The organism is Vibrio sp. 2304 (assembly GCF_033339475.1).
Taxonomy (GTDB): domain Bacteria; phylum Pseudomonadota; class Gammaproteobacteria; order Enterobacterales; family Vibrionaceae; genus Vibrio; species Vibrio alginolyticus.
Genome location: NZ_JAWOUQ010000003.1, coordinates 1 through 18683, shown reverse-complemented (window position 1 = coordinate 18683; position 18683 = coordinate 1). Strand labels below are relative to the sequence as shown.

Annotated in this window: 18 protein-coding genes and 1 tRNA gene; 14 read left to right on the top strand and 5 right to left on the bottom strand. The window is 43.1% G+C overall.

The window, feature by feature from the left end:
• Positions 1–9: 9 nt before the first annotated feature.
• The gene (locus R7P64_RS07375; protein ID WP_318123326.1) at positions 10–1020 is read left to right on the top strand and encodes a DUF2804 domain-containing protein; all 1011 of its coding nucleotides are present in this window, start codon (positions 10–12) and stop codon (positions 1018–1020) included.
• 7 nt (positions 1021–1027) lie between these two features.
• Entirely contained in the window at positions 1028–1885 is an 858-nt protein-coding gene (locus tag R7P64_RS07370) for a sterol desaturase family protein (RefSeq protein WP_238855199.1), read from the top strand.
• 16 nt (positions 1886–1901) lie between these two features.
• Here R7P64_RS07370 and R7P64_RS07365 read toward each other — a convergent pair.
• Positions 1902–1976: transfer RNA gene (locus R7P64_RS07365), tRNA-Gly, on the bottom strand.
• A gap of 371 nt (positions 1977–2347) precedes the next feature.
• Here R7P64_RS07365 and R7P64_RS07360 point away from each other — a divergent pair.
• From R7P64_RS07360 to R7P64_RS07350, 3 genes are all read left to right on the top strand, one after another.
• On the top strand, positions 2348–2866 hold the full coding sequence (locus R7P64_RS07360) for a DUF4136 domain-containing protein (RefSeq protein ID WP_005373165.1): 519 nt from the start codon (positions 2348–2350) through the stop codon (positions 2864–2866).
• An 87-nt stretch (positions 2867–2953) separates the two neighbouring features.
• Complete coding sequence (locus R7P64_RS07355; RefSeq protein WP_238959066.1) at positions 2954–3391, top strand: hypothetical protein; 438 nt, start codon at positions 2954–2956, stop codon at positions 3389–3391.
• Positions 3392–3441: 50 nt separating this feature from the next.
• Positions 3442–4122: a DedA family protein gene (locus R7P64_RS07350; RefSeq protein ID WP_017820317.1), complete on the top strand. Its 681-nt coding sequence runs from the start codon at positions 3442–3444 to the stop codon at positions 4120–4122.
• A 124-nt stretch (positions 4123–4246) separates the two neighbouring features.
• Here the strand turns inward: R7P64_RS07350 and R7P64_RS07345 are convergent, their stop codons facing one another.
• The 3 genes from R7P64_RS07345 to R7P64_RS07335 all read right to left on the bottom strand — a co-directional run bounded on the left by R7P64_RS07345 (position 4247) and on the right by R7P64_RS07335 (position 6083).
• The gene (locus tag R7P64_RS07345; RefSeq protein WP_042522561.1) at positions 4247–4570 is read right to left on the bottom strand and encodes a hypothetical protein; all 324 of its coding nucleotides are present in this window, start codon (positions 4568–4570) and stop codon (positions 4247–4249) included.
• Positions 4571–4656: 86 nt separating this feature from the next.
• Positions 4657–5115: a hypothetical protein gene (locus R7P64_RS07340; protein WP_017633653.1), complete on the bottom strand. Its 459-nt coding sequence runs from the start codon at positions 5113–5115 to the stop codon at positions 4657–4659.
• A 326-nt stretch (positions 5116–5441) separates the two neighbouring features.
• The gene (locus R7P64_RS07335; protein WP_005373154.1) at positions 5442–6083 is read right to left on the bottom strand and encodes a murein L,D-transpeptidase catalytic domain family protein; all 642 of its coding nucleotides are present in this window, start codon (positions 6081–6083) and stop codon (positions 5442–5444) included.
• Positions 6084–6961: 878 nt separating this feature from the next.
• On the opposite strand from R7P64_RS07335, the gene R7P64_RS07330 reads away from it, so the two are divergent.
• Positions 6962–7537, top strand: a complete 576-nt coding sequence (locus tag R7P64_RS07330; protein ID WP_262579132.1) for an imm11 family protein — start codon at positions 6962–6964, stop codon at positions 7535–7537.
• Between the two features lie 139 nt (positions 7538–7676).
• Here R7P64_RS07330 and R7P64_RS07325 read toward each other — a convergent pair whose 3' ends face one another.
• Entirely contained in the window at positions 7677–10037 is a 2361-nt protein-coding gene (locus R7P64_RS07325; RefSeq protein WP_213963715.1) for an EAL domain-containing protein, read from the bottom strand.
• A 473-nt stretch (positions 10038–10510) separates the two neighbouring features.
• Here R7P64_RS07325 and rbsD point away from each other — a divergent pair, with 473 nt between their 5' ends.
• From rbsD to R7P64_RS07285, 8 genes are all read left to right on the top strand, one after another.
• Positions 10511–10930, top strand: a complete 420-nt coding sequence (gene rbsD, locus R7P64_RS07320) for a D-ribose pyranase (protein ID WP_005382620.1) — start codon at positions 10511–10513, stop codon at positions 10928–10930.
• Positions 10931–10953: 23 nt separating this feature from the next.
• On the top strand, positions 10954–12459 hold the full coding sequence (rbsA, locus tag R7P64_RS07315; protein WP_005373147.1) for a ribose ABC transporter ATP-binding protein RbsA: 1506 nt from the start codon (positions 10954–10956) through the stop codon (positions 12457–12459).
• Positions 12456–13439: a ribose ABC transporter permease gene (gene rbsC, locus R7P64_RS07310; RefSeq protein WP_005382618.1), complete on the top strand. Its 984-nt coding sequence runs from the start codon at positions 12456–12458 to the stop codon at positions 13437–13439. Before rbsA ends, rbsC begins: the two co-directional genes overlap by 4 nt.
• An 85-nt stretch (positions 13440–13524) precedes the next feature.
• Positions 13525–14403, top strand: a complete 879-nt coding sequence (gene rbsB / locus R7P64_RS07305) for a ribose ABC transporter substrate-binding protein RbsB (RefSeq protein ID WP_005373143.1) — start codon at positions 13525–13527, stop codon at positions 14401–14403.
• 223 nt (positions 14404–14626) lie between these two features.
• Positions 14627–15544 (top strand): ribokinase, encoded by a 918-nt coding sequence (gene rbsK / locus R7P64_RS07300; RefSeq protein ID WP_005382617.1) that lies wholly within the window; start codon positions 14627–14629, stop codon positions 15542–15544.
• Positions 15545–15579: 35 nt separating this feature from the next.
• Entirely contained in the window at positions 15580–16602 is a 1023-nt protein-coding gene (locus R7P64_RS07295) for a substrate-binding domain-containing protein (protein ID WP_005373138.1), read from the top strand.
• A 499-nt stretch (positions 16603–17101) separates the two neighbouring features.
• The gene (gene pnuC / locus R7P64_RS07290) at positions 17102–17833 is read left to right on the top strand and encodes a nicotinamide riboside transporter PnuC (RefSeq protein WP_005382615.1); all 732 of its coding nucleotides are present in this window, start codon (positions 17102–17104) and stop codon (positions 17831–17833) included.
• 10 nt (positions 17834–17843) lie between these two features.
• Complete coding sequence (locus R7P64_RS07285) at positions 17844–18575, top strand: nucleoside phosphorylase (RefSeq protein WP_318123324.1); 732 nt, start codon at positions 17844–17846, stop codon at positions 18573–18575.
• Positions 18576–18683 lie beyond the last annotated feature (108 nt).

Below are 18683 nucleotides of genomic sequence, written 5' to 3'. Positions count from 1 at the left end.
GACAATTATATGGATGAGCTTAAGGTTCTGAACTCGTTTATTCAGCAGAATGGTCTACCAGCGTTTGGCCACCTTGATGGAATTCCAACATCGTTACAGCTAGATAAATTTACTTACCTCGATGAGATGGATAAGCCAGTGTCTAAGTGGCGCCGTTACCGCGATTATAAGCAGTTTCAGTTCGTCAATTTGGTCACACCTGATTACGTCATTGGAGTAGCGATTGCGGATATACGGTATTTAGCATCCGGCTTTTGCTACCTGTTTGATATTAAAAAGAATAAGTTGATTGAGCAACAATGGTTGAAACCTTTTAATATAGGTTATCAAACTCAGCCTTCCAGTTGGTGCAGTCTTGCCCATCTTGCTAACAAAAGAGTTCAGTTTTCTATTAAGGATGGTATTTGGCACGTCCACTTTGTGACAGAGTCAGTCAATGCGGATCTCTATTTACGTCCAGAAAATATGAGTTTGCCATTAATGTTGTGTACGCCAACAGGTTATGCGGGTTGGACATATACTCAGAAGCACAATGCGTTAGCAGTAGACGGTAACTTGTTCATATTAGGAAAAGAGCAAGATCTATCAGAGGTGGCTGCTGGTTACGATTTTTCCGCTGGGTACATGCGGCGAGAAACAAGCTGGCGCTGGGCAAGTATCAATTGCTTTGAGGATGACAGGCGTCTGGGGTTGAACTTGGCAGCTGGCGTTAATGAAACTGGCTATTGCGAAAATGCATTGTGGATTAATGGTCAGCGTCACTTTTTGCAACCTGTGCAGTTTCAGTTTTCACGAAGTGATGAAGGGCAAAAGTGGCATATTACGTCGGAAGATAAACGAGTTAACTTACAGTTCACGCCTTTGAATCGACGCTCAGAGAAGAAAAATTTTTGGCTTCTCAAAAGTAACTTTCGTCAGTACATCGGTTATTTCTCTGGCTATATTATCGATGGAAATGGCATCAAACATCAGTTAGAAGAAGTTATGGGTCTTACTGAAGATCACTATGCAAAATGGTAGAAACACAATGGATTGGACGCAGTTGATGGACCGCCCAGAATTACTTCTGATGATTCTGGCTCCAGTTTTCTTTTTCTGCATGCTTGCCGAATATTGGTTCGGACAAAGAAGGGGACGCTTGCCTGAAAGCGCGACGTATTACTTCCCTGAAGTAGCGTGTAATTTTATTCTTGCGGGCTTACACCAAGCGACAGACATACTCACGGGTTTACTGATTGCTCAGTTGTATTTGTGGTGGTTCGATTGGCGTTTGTTTGATATCGAAATGAGCGTCTCAGCTTTTCTTTTACTTGTTGTCCTGCAAGATTTTTTCTATTACTGGTTTCATCGGGCTAGCCATCGTATTCGTTGGATGTGGGCCGCGCACGTTGTTCATCACAGTTCGGAAAGAATGAACTTCAGTACCGCCTTTCGTCAAAGTTTAATGTATCCGCTAGCGGGGATGTGGATTTTTTGGTTGCCCTTGGTGATTATTGGTTTTGAGCCAAAATGGGTTGTCTTCGTTGTGTTGTTTAATCTGGGCTTACAGTTTTTTGTTCACACCCAATCAATTCGTTCGCTCGGGCCACTAGAGTGGGTATTTAACACGCCGTCTCATCATCGCGTTCATCATGGTGTGAACCGTCAGTACATCGACAAAAATTATGCGGGTGTATTAATTATTTGGGATCGAATGTTCGGAACGTTTGAACCAGAGGTGGAAACGGTTCGGTATGGGGTTTCTAAACCTGTAAACAGCTTTAATCCCATCCGCGTGACGTTTGCAGAATGGAAAGACATGTTTTATGACGTAACTCGACCAAACTTATCATGGAAACAACGCTGCCGCCGTTTGTTCGCTCCGCCATCGGATTTTTATGAGTAAATTGAGATAAAGAGATTGGAGCGGGCAGCGGGAATCGAACCCGCATCATCAGCTTGGAAGGCTGAGGTAATAGCCATTATACGATGCCCGCGCATCGATAGGACTCAGTTAATATGCCACACTGGACGAAAAAGAAAAGTCTTTTCTCATCAAATGTTTGTCAGTTGCCTAAAAAAGTAGCGGACTGATGTTAAAGTGTTCATTGTCTCTGGTTTTTTGTGGCACTCGCGATTCCGCTACTAAGCCTAGGGGCTTCCAATTAGGTCGTAAACACCGAATTCTTAGGTGTTTAGATGTTGATGATATTCAAGATTTTCTGTGTAAAGGTTAATCTCGTTTATTGAACAGTCACGTTTCATGGTCAAGACTAGATATTGAAATGATTACTTTTTACTGTTGATACGTATGTATAACACAGGGTAATTCTGCTGAAACAGTCAGCTTAACCAAAGGAGATTTAACATGATGAGAGGTTTGATATTAGGGCTGGTGGTGATGCTGGTATCTGCTTGTACTACCGTTACAACCGATGTAGATAAACAAGCCGACTTTTCAGCTTACAGAACGTTTGACTTCGGTGCTCAGGCGGAAGCTCCTACCAGTATTGATGGTCGACGTATTGAGCAAGGGCTTGCTGAACAGCTTGAGAGTAAGGGTTTAATTAAGGTAAATAGTGGCGGTGACCTTTACGTACATCATGATATCGTAGAAGAATCCGAGCTTGTTTCTTCAGGATCGTCGGTGAGCTTTGGCTATGGCTGGAATAGCTTTGGTGTGATCACTTCAAGCCCAGAAAGATATAAAGAACGTAAGTATGGGAAGTTGGTGGTTGAACTGGTTGATGCAAAGGCTAATCAAGTCGTTTGGAAAGGCGTTTCAAGTCGTAAACTGTCTGAGTCAATGAGCTCTGAGAAAAGAGAATCTCTCATCCAAGAAGAAATCGCGAAGATGTTTGAAAGCTACCCTTACGGTGAAAAATAATTAGTATTCTTAACGATTAAGAATACTAATTGCCAATAGTTACGCACAGGGTTAAAAGAACTTATCATTTTGGTTCTGGTTACCTTTGTGCGTACGACTCTGATTGCTTTACTCGGACTACTTTTCTGCTTGTTGGCTCCGAGCATGAGCCTGCCGTACTCACACCCAAATTTTCTTTCCTTTCATAACCAGAATATTGCTGTTGACGCTAAGTCGAAGCACTTTTCAGAACATCCTATCTCTCCAGTACAACAAGACTATCCGAGCTTAAACAGCCGGAATAGATTGAGGGTTAGCCATGCTAAGGAAATGAGCTCGAACGACGATGTAGAACCCGAATGGTTTGAAATGCTTGATGTAGCATGGTGGGCGCATCGTTCGGCAATTTACTCGATGAAGCGGCTAAAACGCATCGGCAATGAGGCTTTAGGTTGTTGTATTGAAAGTATTTTTACTCACTTTAAATACAGAATCGGAGTGAGAAAAGAATCGAATTTCATATACCGCTTTATACATGCTCGCTAACACATTCCATGTTTTTGCAACTTTTGGTTAATTATGCTTAGGAGCGGTTTATGTTTGATTCGATCATTCAGGTCTTGAGTGCTTTTTGGCATCAAGATTTCACGGCGTTAATGGCGCCAGGCAGTGCAGGTTTGGTTTATTTTGTTGTTGCTGTGATTATCTTTTTGGAAAGTGGTTTTATTCCTGCTGCACCTTTCCCATGCGACAGTGTCGTCGTATTATCCGGTACGCTGGCGGCGGTTGGCGTCCTTGACCCAATTATGATCATGTTGGTGATAGCTGTTAGTGCGGGGTTGGGAAGTTGGGCGGCTTATTTACAAGGCAAGTGGCTAAATCGCTTACCTAAGGTCCAAGGCTGGGTGAGTGCGGTTCCTCAAAAGCGTTTGGAACAAGTCGACGTATTACTCAGTAAACATGGATTGATTGCGCTTTTGTGCGCGCGGTTTATTCCGGTTGTTCGTTCCCTATTGCCATTAATGATGGGGTTGCGAGTGAAACGTATTAGTAAATTCCATTACTTTGCGTGGCTGAGTGCGATTTTATGGACGCTGATATTATGCGGTTTCGGTTCATTACTTCCTTTGTTACCAGAAAATATGAGCAAAGCAATCACAATGCTATTAATGGCGGCACCAATAATTACTCTTGTGATTGGAGTGCTTAGTTTCTTGTTTGTTAAAGCACGTCGAGCGTTCTGTAAACCCAAGGATGTGTCTGAGTTTTCTCAGTAAGTTTACTTGATTTGCACTTTTAAGCTTGTATGCAGATTAGACATCTAATCGACAGGCTTTTGTCAGTAAAAAGAAAGGCGCATACATTGCGCCTTTCTTTTTGAGTGTCGTTAGGGTTTCGAATTTAATAGCCAATGCTATATAGGTATTCGCCAACTTCTTTGCACTGAGACTTGTAGATGTTCTCTACTTCAGACTCATTCTTATCTGCTGCTTTAAATTCGAGTTCGGCAGACGATAGCTGGTCAAAGCTGTAGTCTCTCTCAGACATTAAGTAGTGTCTGAACATCGCTCTGTGTTCCGGAACTGCAATACGTGCGTTAGAAACGTTGGCACACTCTAACAGAGTGTCGTTACTCATTTCTTCTGGCTTAGTTTCTGTGTTTGCAAAGGTTGAGCCCGCTGAAAATAGTAATGCTAGTGCGATGGTTGTAGCGATTCTTGTCATTATATGGACCTCAAATTGGTTCTAGTAACAATGAGCATATTGGCTCTTATCGTTACATTTTCGTGTTCTCTGTATGTCATAAAAAGTTAAACAACAGAGAAGGCGTTGCGACCATGAGTAAAGACGTACATTAAGTTCGCTTCCTTTCTTCCTGAGAGGCGATAAAGAGAGCGTTGACTCATGAGTCCGCCATAACTGTCTAGAGGTAAGCGAGATGCTTGTTTTGCCAACTCCAGTAGTGGTGGAGAAGAGAAAGCAATAAGTAAAAAATAATCAGGAGTAAAATCTGATGATAAAACGCCATCAGTAGCTGATGTTCGGCGACAGGAGACAAGCCCGAACAACTCGCGCTTTATATGTAGGTAGTAACTTTCTGAACCCCAAGAGCTCAGAGAAGCTGAGGCATGAAAATCAGTGTGTGCTAGCTCAAAATCGTCTTGTTGAGAGAGTTTAAGTAGGCGCTCGGAAGTGTAATGTTTGGTGTGGTGCCACTCATGCGCATATGAAGCTGTGATGAGCCCTGAGAGCAGGGACAAAGAAAGCATCAATAATATACGGTGTAGATAACGCAAGAAGTAACCCTAAACATATAAAGCCACAGTTACCCACCATGATTAAGGAATCTTAGTGGCACTATGATAACGATGAAAGCCAGTGTCTGATCAACTCAGCGTATACTAACGAGATGGAAGGGGGATGAACAGAGTTTTCTGATCGCACTTAGGTATATCAGCGAATAACACAATAATTTTCGCTTTCGAGTAAGCGAAAATGGAAAGAGAGTCGTTGCACAGGACGATTAAGCTAACAGGATTATTACTAGGGAAGAAATAGAATCTTCTTTTTCTTCCCCATATGTGTCGCATCGATATTATGCGCTTGCGTAAATAACGCTGCCGCCTTTTATGGTGTCAATGATCTCGCGAGACAACTTCTCTGGCAAAGCAGGGCAACCCCAACTGCGTCCGAGGTATCCATTCTTCTTGATGAAGGAAGGGTTTGCGTAATCGGCGCCGTGCACGACAATGTAACGCTCGCGAGCTTTGTCGTTTAATCCAGAGCTTAGCCCATCTAATCGAAGTGAATAGCCATTTGAGCCGTAGTAAGTGGTATCAGTCAAAAAAGTGCCCAATGATGTTTTTCGCGAGTTCACGACATTTGAAAACTGTGTCGCTGTTTTCTTTCCGCTGTTCACGCCGTGAGAAACATACGTATTGTAGATTAGCTTCTTTTTATCTAAATCAACCACATAAAAACGCTTTTCAGTTGATGGTTTACTATAGTCGATGATCGTTAGTACCGACTTCTTTCTATCGGGTGTCTTCTGATAAGCGATGTAAGCGTCACTGAACAACTTAAAGTCTACTATGCCATCTAGCTTGGCTTGTTTAAACACATGTTCAACTTGCTTTGGTCGTAAATGATCCCTGGGTTCGTTATCTGATTGTTTTGCAAAAGCAAAAGGTGAGACAGACAACAGCGCACATGTAAATAATAAAATTAACTTTTTCATCTTGGCTAAATAAAACTCTATGGTGTTACAAATTTACCGATTGCTTCATACATTCGTTAAAACAACATGCACATCAATATAATTCTATTCCCAATGTTTCTTATTGCACGCTTAGGTGCTTGATATTGGGTTGACGATAAGTTTTCGAGTTAAAAACTAACTAATTGAAACTTATAAAAAATATGAAGTTTAACGATGGTTTCTATAAACTTCGGCGTAAATAATATCTGATATATGTAATTAATAAAACTGTCTTTAAGGATATTTGTGAAGTTGCTAATTTATAAAAACGGCGTTTTATTTTTCGTACTTTAGAAACTCTTTTTATTTCAATGTGTTTTCTTTTTCTACGCTTTATCCAATACCTCAAAAGTTTGTGATTTAACTCGTAACAAATCGTAACGCCGAATCGTTATGTGTATAAGTGCATTTATAATGTATGAATAAACAACAGGGTGGCAAGAAAAGGCAGTAAAACAGCGGTGAATCGGTTGTTTTTAATTCACGATTGACAAAGCTAAGTCTAAGTCGTACAAAAATTGAACTTGTGAATGTATCGTTTAAGTGAGAGTGATGAGCTCGACAAAAGTGAAGTGATGCGTGCTATTGTTTATTTTCTAATTTATTCGATTACATAAGGAAGGGTACATAGTAAAATTTGAAAAAATAATTATATCGTATGGATTAAAATATATAAATAATAAAACTTAGAAATTAAAAGATAAGAGCGCCAGATATTAATTCATTAAATTTTTGAACATGAAAGTAAACTCTATCTATTATGTTTGGTTTGGTTTGGTTTGGTTTGGTTTGGTTTGGTTTGGTGGGAGAGTGCTCATCTCATTAAGAAAAGCGCTCAAATTTATTTAAGGACGGTTATGACAGCATTTAATAAAGTGTTTATTGTCACTCCCAATGTTAATGATTTTGCAATGTTGCAAGAGTCGCCATTGGAAATGTCTCTTCAAGTAACGGCAAGCAAACCTATCCAACTCTATGGAGAGTCTGTTAAAGCCAGTTGGAAAAGTATTGATATTGAATGGTTAGACGTTAAGGGTGAAAAGCCATTACCCAGGCCTGATATTGCAGCATGGGGATCTTTTACTCTTGCTGTATCCGCTTCTATTGCGGATAAACTCGATGTGTTGAGCGAGAATGTCGAATTTTTACCATTAAATCTACAAGGAAAGCCTTGGCGAGCATTAAACATTGTCACTCAAATTGATGCCATTGATACCTCTGCTACCGAGTATAATCTTCGTCATGGTAAGCTAAGTCGTGCTAGACCGTTTAAGAAACTCGTTTTGAATAGAGAAGCCGTTAATGAATCTGACTTGTTCAGAGTAAAAGGTGCTGGGCTCAGAACGTTTTGCACGGACAAAAAAGGTGGCTTGTACGATAGCGTCAACGCGCTGAATTTGACCGGTTTGGATTTCAAGGAAGTGCTGGTTTAAAAACGAATAAATAGTGATTTACTCAACTAAAGTCATAGACATAGGTATGGGGGAACAAAAGCTGAGCATCTATCAATGAAGCTCATATACAGCTAAATACAGCCGCCACAGTTGTGACTGCTGTACGTCTCCCCTTAACTTATGTTCTTGAAACCCTAATTGAGCTGACCATGGACGCATCAAATCGACTGTCGTCATTTGCCGATTGCCACCACAAGCTCAATTGTTCTTTAGTCATTGGTTTGCCAAATAAATAGCCTTGCATATAGTCGCAGCGGTATGCCGATAGCCATTCATGCATCATATTGTGTTCAATACCTTCTGCTGTAACCGTTTTATTTTGGGCATGGCATAGCTCAATAATAGGTTTGATCACATGGCCGTTGTTGGTGTTCATCAATGTAACGAGGAACTCTCGATCAAATTTGATTTTTTGAACCGGATACTGAACGAGCTGAGTTAACGATGTGTAACCAGAACCAAAGTCATCAATTGCAAGACGGTAGCCACGTTTTGATAGCTCATCAAGTAGAGCCGTGCCTTGTTGTTCTGCGGCAAAGGTTTCGGTTATTTCTATCTCAATACATTCTGGTTTAACACTGTGCAGTGTCGCTTGTTCATGGATGTAGTTTGCCATTTCTATCGAGTTTAGCTCTGCTGATGAAAGATTGACCGAAAGAACAATATCCTTACCGAAAATACTCCTTAATTGATGGTATTCCGCCGTTGCATTGGCGAAAACCCAGCGGTCAATTTTATCAAATAATCCGGCTTGCTCTGCAATTGGAATAAACTCCTTTGGAGGGATAGGGCCGATACCTTCGGCTTCCCAGCGCAACAAGACTTCTAACCCCTCAATTTCGTTGCTTCGATTGTTCATATAGGGTTGAAAAACAAGGTGAAATTCTTCCTCTACATTGCTTTTTCGGAGCGCACGTTCAAGCTGACTTCGTCTTTGAGACTCAATATTGAGAGCGGCTGAATAATAGGCGTATTGATTTTTCCCTGCCCGTTTTGCTTGATACATAGCCGCATCGGCACTGGAGAGTAACTTCGCGATGTCAGTACCGTCTTGAGGATATTGTGCAATACCTACGCTTGCCGTAACGGGAAATGAATTACTCCAAGATGAACTGAGATTACTAATTGGTTTTAGCAGCTCTGATGCAAGCAAATCAGGCAAGCGTTTTACCTCTTGATTTGAGCTCAGCAAAATTGCAAATTCGTCACCAGATAACCTGGCGGCAAAGCAGGGGCTGTTGTAATCGTGCGAGAACTTTTGACAAGCATTCTTGATGTGTGATGAGAACACTTTTAATAAGTTATCTCCCAATTCATGCCCGTATTTATCATTCACGTATTTAAAGTTATCAAGATCGACGTAAACAACCCACAGAAACTGCGAAGGGGAGATAAGTTCACGAGTGGCAAGCTCATGAAAACGATGGCGATTGGCGAGTTGCGTCAGGTGATCCGTTTCAGCTAGGCGTTTTGTCTTTTTATAGATGACATTAAGTTCCTCATACATATCAAAAAAGCGTGCAGAGAGGCGTCCTATTTCATCGTTTGTTTCTAGCTTTTCAATATTGTCACGTTGATTAGATTCAAGTTCGTTCAGCTGCTTATCAAGGCGAGAAACAGGGCGCAACACATAGCGGTACAACACCAAAATGATTAATGTGATGGTGAAAAACGCCGCTACGCCAAAGGAGAAAGCAAGTTCTAGCCACACTTTATCGACTTTATTCCACATTAAATATTCGGCAGGAGAAAGCACGGCATAAAAGTGCGGCAGCAGCTCAATGGTTTGAGCGAGAGGAATATCAAGATAAATGGGTTTGTCGGCGAAAGTAATCACGCTGTGCGTGTCAAACTCGATGTCATGCTTAATCTCGTTAAAGGCTTCAAGTGATACGGAAACTACCACAAAAAACACATTTTTCGAGTCAAAGCTCAAAGGGTGAGTCCCCGTTCTTTTGTCGACGACCTCATATTGAAGAAGAATGCTTTGTCCACTGGAGTTATAAATAAAGCCAGTGTGACTGAAAGCCTCTCTCTCATTGAAACTTCGTGATATGTACTCTAACACCTTTGGGTCGACCACGCCCGATGATTCGTAATATTTGTTTTCTGTGTAGTAGAGAAGGTTTTGTTTGCCGTCGAGGATCGCCATGCTTGCATCGCCTTTGTAACCATGGCTCAATACTTCAGCGGTCTCGTCTAATCGGTTAAACAAGACTCGTTCACGATAGGGGTTGTTATGATTTACCAAATAGTCTTGTAATACATCACTTTTACTGAGCGTATAGGCATAACTATTAAGAAAAATATTCGCTTGTCGAAACTGCCCGGCGAGCTTTTCCATTTGCAACTGAATATAGCTGTCTTCCCGCTTGATGAGCGTCACTTTTTGAATGCTATAAATAATATAGCTAGATACTAACGCGCTTAATAAGATCACTGGCGCGACAAGCAAAATGACTCTATTGCTTAACTTCATTATGGTTCTTAGTTTCCGTTTGTGTCCCTACAAACGTCGCGTACCAGGTAAGGTACTGAACGGATGATGTGTTTTGGCAAATTGTAACCAGATTGTAAGGTGAGCGTTCTCCAAAATCAGGCAGCTATCTAAGAATTGTGATGACGTGAAAGGTTTCGAGCTTATTAACTAGAGGTTTTCTCAGTAGTAGGACGTCTCTTTTCCTTCCTCCCTGTATAAAACCTAACCGTAATGACAGGGAAATACCGTCATCGAAACGTTTCGATGGTAAAGTGTGACTCAAGTGCACTTTTCCTATTCAATGACAATTGAATTACAGATCATTCTCACACCTTATCGATCTCACACTGGTCAAATTGCGATGACGAATTATTATTTCATCGAAACGTTTCGATGAGTTTTCTGTTAATAACGAAAACACTTTAAAACAGGCGCTCATGGTTGTATGAACGTGTAACCGAAAGGTCGATGAGATGAAAAAAAGTACCCTAATTAACTCAGATATTTCTTACTTGGTGGCGACGCTAGGCCACACCGACGAGATCACGATATGTGATGCTGGTCTACCAATCCCAGAGCATGTTCAGCGAATCGATTTGGCGCTAACGCATGGGGTACCAAGTTTTCTTGATACTGTTCGCGTAATTCTATCTGAGTCCCAAATCGAAGGGGTCATCATTGCGGAAGAGTTCTCTGATGCAAGCCCAGTTTTGCATGAAGCGTTGCTCAACGAACTGAGCAAAGAGAGTGAAGAAACGGGCAAATCTATTGAGGTGAGCTACGTGTCACATGAAGCGTTTAAAGCACGCACGGCCCAAAGTCGCGCTATCGTAAGAACGGGCGAATGCTCGCCATATGCGAACGTTATTTTCCAAGCGGGCGTGGTTTTTTAAGCCAGAGATATTGAGGACAGATTATGACTCAAGCCATTCTACAACTAAGCGAAATTGAGAAGGCGTTTCCGGGCGTAAAAGCACTCGACAAAGCAAGCCTGAATGTTTATCCAGGCCGTGTTATGGCGCTGATGGGTGAAAATGGAGCAGGCAAGTCAACGTTAATGAAGGTGTTGACAGGCATTTACCACATGGATGCGGGGAGCATTCAATATCAAGGTCAGCCGGCGGCCTTTAAAGGTCCACGCGATTCACAGGAAGCTGGTATTAGCATTATTCACCAAGAGCTGAACCTGATTCCTGAACTGACGATTGCCGAAAATATTTACTTGGGACGAGAGTTCACTGGATCCTTAGGGCGTATCCAGTGGGGCAAAATGTATGACGAAGCTGACAAGCTTTTAAAACGTCTGAATGTAAAGCATTCATCAAAAACATTGCTTGGCGATTTAAGCCTTGGTGAACAACAAATGGTGGAAATTGCAAAGGCACTTTCGTTTGAGTCGAAAGTCATCATTATGGATGAGCCAACGGACGCATTGACCGATACCGAAACGGAATCACTGTTTAAAGTGATTAATGAGCTCCGCGAGCAAGGATGCGGCATCGTATACATTTCGCATCGTCTTAAAGAAATCTTTGAAATCTGTGACGACATTACCGTGCTTCGTGATGGTAAGTTTATCGGTGAGTGCAAGGTGTCCGACACTGATGAAGATGGCCTAATTGAAATGATGGTTGGCCGAAAATTAGAAGAGCAATATCCACGTATTGATGTCCAACATGGCGAAACTTGTCTTGAAGTCATTGGTTTGACTGGGTCTGGCGTTCAGGATGTGAGCTTTACTCTCAAGCGTGGTGAGATTCTTGGAATTTCTGGCTTGATGGGCGCAGGCCGCACTGAACTCATGAAAGTCATTTACGGCGCATTACCTAGTGAGCATGGTGTTATCAATCTTGATAACAAAACTATTAACCCGGTTAGCCCGCAAGATGGCTTGGCAAATGGTATCGCTTACATCTCTGAAGATCGCAAAGGCGATGGTTTGGTTTTAGGTCTTTCGGTTAAGGAGAACATGTCACTTTGTTCGCTAAACCAGCTGACCAAAGGCTTCCAGATTCAACACAGCGACGAAGTGATTGCTGTGGAAGATTTTATTAAGTTATTCAACATTAAAACCCCAACGCGAGATCAAATCATCGGCAACTTATCTGGTGGTAACCAGCAAAAAGTTGCGATAGCGAAAGGGTTAATGACGAAACCTAAAGTTCTGATTCTGGATGAGCCGACACGTGGTGTTGATGTCGGAGCAAAAAAAGAGATTTATCAGCTCATCAACAAGTTTAAGGCCGAAGGCATGAGCATCATCTTGGTTTCTTCCGAGATGCCTGAAGTGCTCGGCATGAGCGACCGTATTTTAGTGATGCATGAAGGTCGTATCACTGGCGAATTTGATGCGAAAGACGCCGATCAAGAAAAATTACTCGCCTGTGCCGTAGGCAAAGAGATCAATGAGGAAGCAGCATGAGTACGAATACCATGAGCAAACCAACCGAAACTGGCAACAAGAAGTTGTTCACAAAAGAGTGGCTGATTGAGCAAAAATCACTGATAGCTTTGATCTTTCTGATCGTTGTTGTGTCATTTTTGAACCCGAACTTTTTTACGGTCGACAACATTCTCAACATTCTTCGTCAAACCTCCGTGAATGCCATTATCGCAGTGGGTATGACATTAGTTATTTTAACAGCAGGCATCGACTTAAGTGTTGGTTCGGTATTGGCATTGTGTGGTGCCTTTGCGGCAAGCATGATTGCGCTTGAGGTTCCGGTGCTGGTGGCGGTTCCAACTGCTTTAGTCGCAGGTGCAGCGTTAGGTGCGATCAGCGGTATCATTATTGCGAAGGGTAAGGTGCAGGCATTTATCGCTACGCTGGTTACCATGACGTTACTACGCGGTGTGACCATGGTGTACACCGAAGGTCGTCCAATCTCGACAGGCTTTACTGACACCGCGGATGCGTTCGCATGGTTTGGTACTGGCTACGCGCTAGGCATTCCAGTTCCTGTTTGGTTAATGGTGGTTGTGTTCGCTGCGGCTTGGTATTTACTTAACCACACGCGCTTTGGTCGCTATGTTTACGCACTAGGCGGCAATGAGTCTGCGACTCGCCTATCAGGTATCAATGTAGACCGAGTGAAGATTGGTGTCTACGCCATCTGCGGTATGTTAGCAGCGCTTGCAGGTATTATTGTAACGTCTCGTCTTTCTTCGGCGCAGCCAACAGCGGGTATGGGCTACGAGCTAGACGCTATCGCAGCGGTTGTTCTTGGCGGTACCAGCTTGATGGGCGGTAAAGGCCGTATCATGGGTACCTTGATTGGTGCGCTGATCATCGGTTTCTTGAACAATGCACTTAACCTACTTGATGTTTCTTCTTACTACCAAATGATTGCAAAAGCAGTGGTTATCTTGCTTGCGGTATTGGTAGACAACAAAAACAAGTAATTCATAACAATCTGTATATATAACAGTGAATACAAACCGAGTCAGGGGACGTGTACTGGCTCACCCTACACAAAGGACTAGAACGATGAAAAAACTTGCAACTCTTATCTCTGCTGCACTTCTTTCTTCAACCGTATCGGTAGCGGCGCAAGCTCAAGATACCATGGCGATTGTGGTTTCGACGCTAAACAACCCGTTCTTCGTAACGATGAAAGACGGTGCGGAAGCAAAAGCGAAAGAATTGGGGTACGACTTAATTGTACTGGACTCGCAAAATGACCCGAGTAAAGAACTGTCGAACATCGAGGATTTAAGTATTCGCGGCGTAAAAGCAATTCTTATCAACCCAACGGATTCTGATGCAGTGTCTAATGCAATTCGTATGGCGAACCGTTCTAAGATCCCTGTGTTGACATTAGACCGTGGTGCAAGCCGTGGTGAAGTCGTGAGTCACATCGCGTCGGACAACGTAATTGGTGGTGAAATGGCAGGCCACTACATCATGGAAAAAGTAGGCGAAAAAGCAAAAGTCATTCAACTTGAAGGTATTGCGGGCACATCGGCAGCGCGTGAGCGCGGTGAAGGCTTTATGAATGCCGTGAAGGGCAGCGATATGGATCTTCTTGCTAGCCAACCAGCTGACTTTGACCGCACAAAAGGTCTAAACGTAATGGAAAACCTGCTAGCGGCTAACCCGGATGTACAAGCGGTATTTGCACAGAATGATGAAATGGCGCTAGGTGCACTTCGCGCAGTTCAAGCTTCTGGCAAAGATGTCGTTATCGTTGGTTTTGATGGTACGGAAGACGGCATTGCAGCAGTTAACCGTGGCAAACTAGCGGCAACTATTGCTCAGCAACCAGACCTTATCGGTGCTTTAGGTGTTGAAACGGCTGACAAAGTTTTGAAAGGTGAAGAAGTAGAAGAGTACATCCCAGTACCACTAAAAGTAGTCACTAAGTAAGTTTCAAGTTCCAATAAATCATCCTAATTTTTGCTCTCTCCTCCGTTTATATCTGTCGTTTAGGAGGTGAGGGCAAACTTACCCAAAATACTGCAAAGTGTGGGGTATAGATGCCTTTGGCTTTTTATCGAGACTCCTTCATCAGGAAGAGAAGTTAAAGTCATCTAATGTATTTTCCTAAACAGTTTTTTAAAAGGGTTCATTCAGAACCGAGGATAACCGTATGAATAAGTTAGTGGTGTTAGGTAGTGTAAACGCTGACCATGTTCTTCAAGTGCCTTCTTTCCCTCGCCCAGGCGAGACGCTGCATGGTCGCAACTATCAAGTTATCCCAGGTGGCAAAGGTGCCAACCAAGCCGTCGCGGCGGCGCGATTAAATGCAGACATCGGTTTTATCGCTTGTGTGGGCGACGACTCATTCGGCATTAACATTCGCGAAAACTTCAAAATGGACGGCATCGATATCACTGGTGTGAAGATGCAGCCAAATTGCCCGACAGGTATCGCGATGATTCAAGTGTCGGACAGTGGTGAGAACAGCATTTGCATTTCAGCTGAAGCGAACGCCAAACTGACAGCAGAAGCGATTGAGCCAGATTTAGAGCGTATTCGCCAAGCAGATTACTTGCTAATGCAATTGGAAACGCCGATGTGCGGCATTGAGAAAGCTGCGCGAATCGCGAAAGATGCCAAAACCAATGTCATTCTGAACCCAGCGCCAGCTCGCGAACTGTCAGATGAATTACTGTCTTGCATTGACGTGATTACACCAAATGAAACGGAAGCTGAAGTTCTGACAGGTATTACTGTAACAGACAACGAAAGCGCGCAAGAAGCGGCGAATGTGCTACATGGTAAAGGTATAGAAATTGTCATGATCACACTCGGTGCAAAAGGCGTTTGGCTAAGCCAAAACGGTCGAGGCGAAATCATCTCGGGTTTCCGCGTTGAAGCGACGGATACTACCGCAGCGGGCGATACATTTAATGGGGCATTCGTCACTGGTCTCCTAGAAGATTTACCTTTAGAATCAGCGATTAAGTTTGCACATGCGGCGGCTGCAATTTCTGTGACCCGCTTTGGCGCGCAAACGTCGATTCCAACCCGCGAAGAGGTGGACGCGTTTCTCGCTGAACAATAAGGCGCATAACGCCTCATTAAAATAGGAGTAGTAACATGGCGACGATGAAAGACATCGCAAAACTGGCAGGGGTTTCCACTTCAACAGTGAGCCATGTTATTAACAAGACGCGTTTTGTGAGCGAAGAGATCTCTGAACGCGTTAACAATGCCGCAAAAGAGCTTAACTACTACGCGCCCTCTGCGTTGGCGCGTAGCCTCAAAGTTAATCGTACCAAAACCATTGGTATGCTCGTGACAACCTCAACCAACCCATTCTTTGGCGAAGTCGTAAAAGGCGTCGAACGCAGCTGCTACCAAAAAGGCTACAGCCTCATTTTATGTAACACCGAGGGTGATAACGAACGTATGCGTCAATCCATTAATACGCTATTGCAAAAGCGTGTCGATGGTTTGATTTTGATGTGTTCGTCGCTAGAAGGAGAGCGTATCGATGTATTTGAGCGTTACCCAGATATCCCAGTAGTGGTAATGGACTGGGGGCCGATGCTATTTACAAGTGATAAAATCCAAGACAACTCACTTCGTGGCGGTTACTTAGCGGCGAAATACTTAATTGATTGCGGCCATACCGAAATTGGGTGCATCACTGGCCCTTTGATTAAACACCAAGCGCAAATGCGATACGAAGGTTATAAGCGAGCAATGAACGAAGCTGGCTTGGAATTTAATGCCAATTGGATCATTGAGTCTGACTTCGAATGTGAGGGTGGGTATCAAGCGTTCAAAAAAATGGCTCAGCGTGGCGCATTACCCAGCTCGATTTTCGTCTCTAACGATATGATGGCGATGGGTGTGATTAACGCCGCAAATGAGCTCGGTATTAAAGTGCCGGACGACCTATCCATTATTGGTTACGATGACATCCATATCGCGAAATTTATGTCGCCATCGCTAACTACCATTCATCAGCCTAAGTACCGTTTGGGGCAGGCTGCCGTTGAGACTCTTGTCCGAAAGTTGGATGAAAAATCAACAGAGGCACAGGTCGTACAATTAGAGCCGACTCTAGTGGAACGAAAAAGCGTCAAGAGGTTAAAGTCAAACCTCACTGAATGACGTGTGATGTTGAGCTAAAAAATTAAAAAAGTCGTTTCTCTTTATACGATAAAGCCTTACTATCGTCGTTGATTATAAATAAAACTATTAATTGTTGTCTGGCGGATTAGTCAAATGTTATCAAAAGGTTACGCTAAGTTATCTGTAAAACACCCTTGGTTTCACCGAGTTAATGTTATTACAGTTGTATTGATTTTTTTTGTGAGCTGCTATCAGCTACTGGTTAATGAAGCATTTGAGTACGCAATTGGCTTTATTATTACACTTTTGGCGTCAGCTTTATTTGCATCAGCTTCTGCATTCAAAAAACGCTATCTAGGCTTGGACTCATAGGCACGTCTATTTCCAACACCGTTCAATAGCATCATTTATTGCTTTCAAGTAAACATTGAACTGAATTATGATCGAGTGCATCAAGAGGAGGACAAATGTCCTCCTTTTTGTTGGGGATCACGCTCTAATATAAGCGTATTCCAAACAAAATAATAAAGGAAATGTTATGGACCTCTTTGCCTTACTCGATATTAATAATACTCTCGTTAACATTCCGATTGGCGACGGCTACGCAATGAGCTGGATCGAAGCTTTCGGTACCGTTTTTGGACTGCTTTGCATTTGGTTTGCCAGCCAAGAAAAAACCATCAACTACTTATTCGGTTTGCTGAATGTCACGCTTTTTGCCGTTATCTTTTTTCAAATTCAGTTATACGGATTATTGCTTCTTCAATTGTTTTTCTTCTGCGCGAACATTTACGGCTGGTATGCGTGGACTCGTCCAAACGCACAAGGTGAAACGCTGGAGGTTCGCTGGTTAAATAAACAGAAACTTATTACTACTGCCTCTATTAGCGTTGCATGTATCGCATTATTAACGATCTATATCGACCCATTTTTCTTTGCGCTAGCAAACATTGCTGTTGATAGCTTGAATTTCTTTGGTGCTGACTTGGCTGAACCGGTGCTTGAACCTGACGCGTTCCCGTTCTGGGATGCAACCATGACAGTACTTTCTGTTGTTGCACAAATTCTGATGACACGTAAATACGTCGAAAACTGGATTCTATGGGTTGTGATTAATATTATCAGTGTGGGTATCTACGCGACGCAAGGTGTTTACGCAATGTCTGTTCAGTACGCGATTCTTATGTTCATCGCTGCCAATGGCACGCGTGAGTGGGCTCGTAGCGCTAAGCGCAATGGCGATAAAACCTTAGCGCACGCTGCTGCGTAAGGAACGAAAAATGGCCAAACAACCTCATATCGGAGTGGATGAAACACAAATCGCTCCCCTCGTTATTGTATGCGGCGAGCCAGATCGAGCGAATCGTATCGCGGTATTATTTGATGATGCAGAAATGGTGTCGGAAAACCGCGAGTACCGTGTGTTTACCGGCAACTACAAAGGCAAGCCTGTTTCAGTATGTAGTACAGGTATAGGTGCGCCATCGATGATCATCGCAGTGGAAGAGCTAAAACAGTGCGGTGTGACTCATGTGGTACGCGTTGGATCGGCGGGGGCAATGCAATCAGGCATTCATCTTGGCGAGTTGATCATTGCCGAAGGCGCGGTAAGAGATGAGGGCGGCTCTAAAGCGTATGTCGATTCGTCTTATCCAGCCTACGCAAGCTTTTCACTGTTAAAGGAAGTTGAGCGTTACTCGTCGATGCAAAAAGTGCATTATCATTTTGGTGTGGTGCGTTCTCACGACAGTTTCTATACCGATGACGAGGATGCGATATGCCAACATTGGAACAAGAAAGGCATCTTAGGTGCCGATATGGAAACCTCTGCGCTGTTTACGGTCGGTCGACTACGAGGCCTTCATGTGGCTTCGATATTAAACAACGTGGTGCTGTATCAACAAGATGTGAAAGAAGGTGTTGGTCAGTACGTTGATGAGGCCAAAGTAATGATGCAAGGTGAGAAGAGTGCCGCGATTACGGCATTAGAAGCCTTGGTTGCTCAGCGTTAGCCAGTCTCTATCTCAGTAAGTCACATAAACAGTGACCCGTCCTGATATGGGTTGACACTTTTTAACTAAAACGCTCGATGTACTTCATCGGGCGTTTTGTATTTTAAA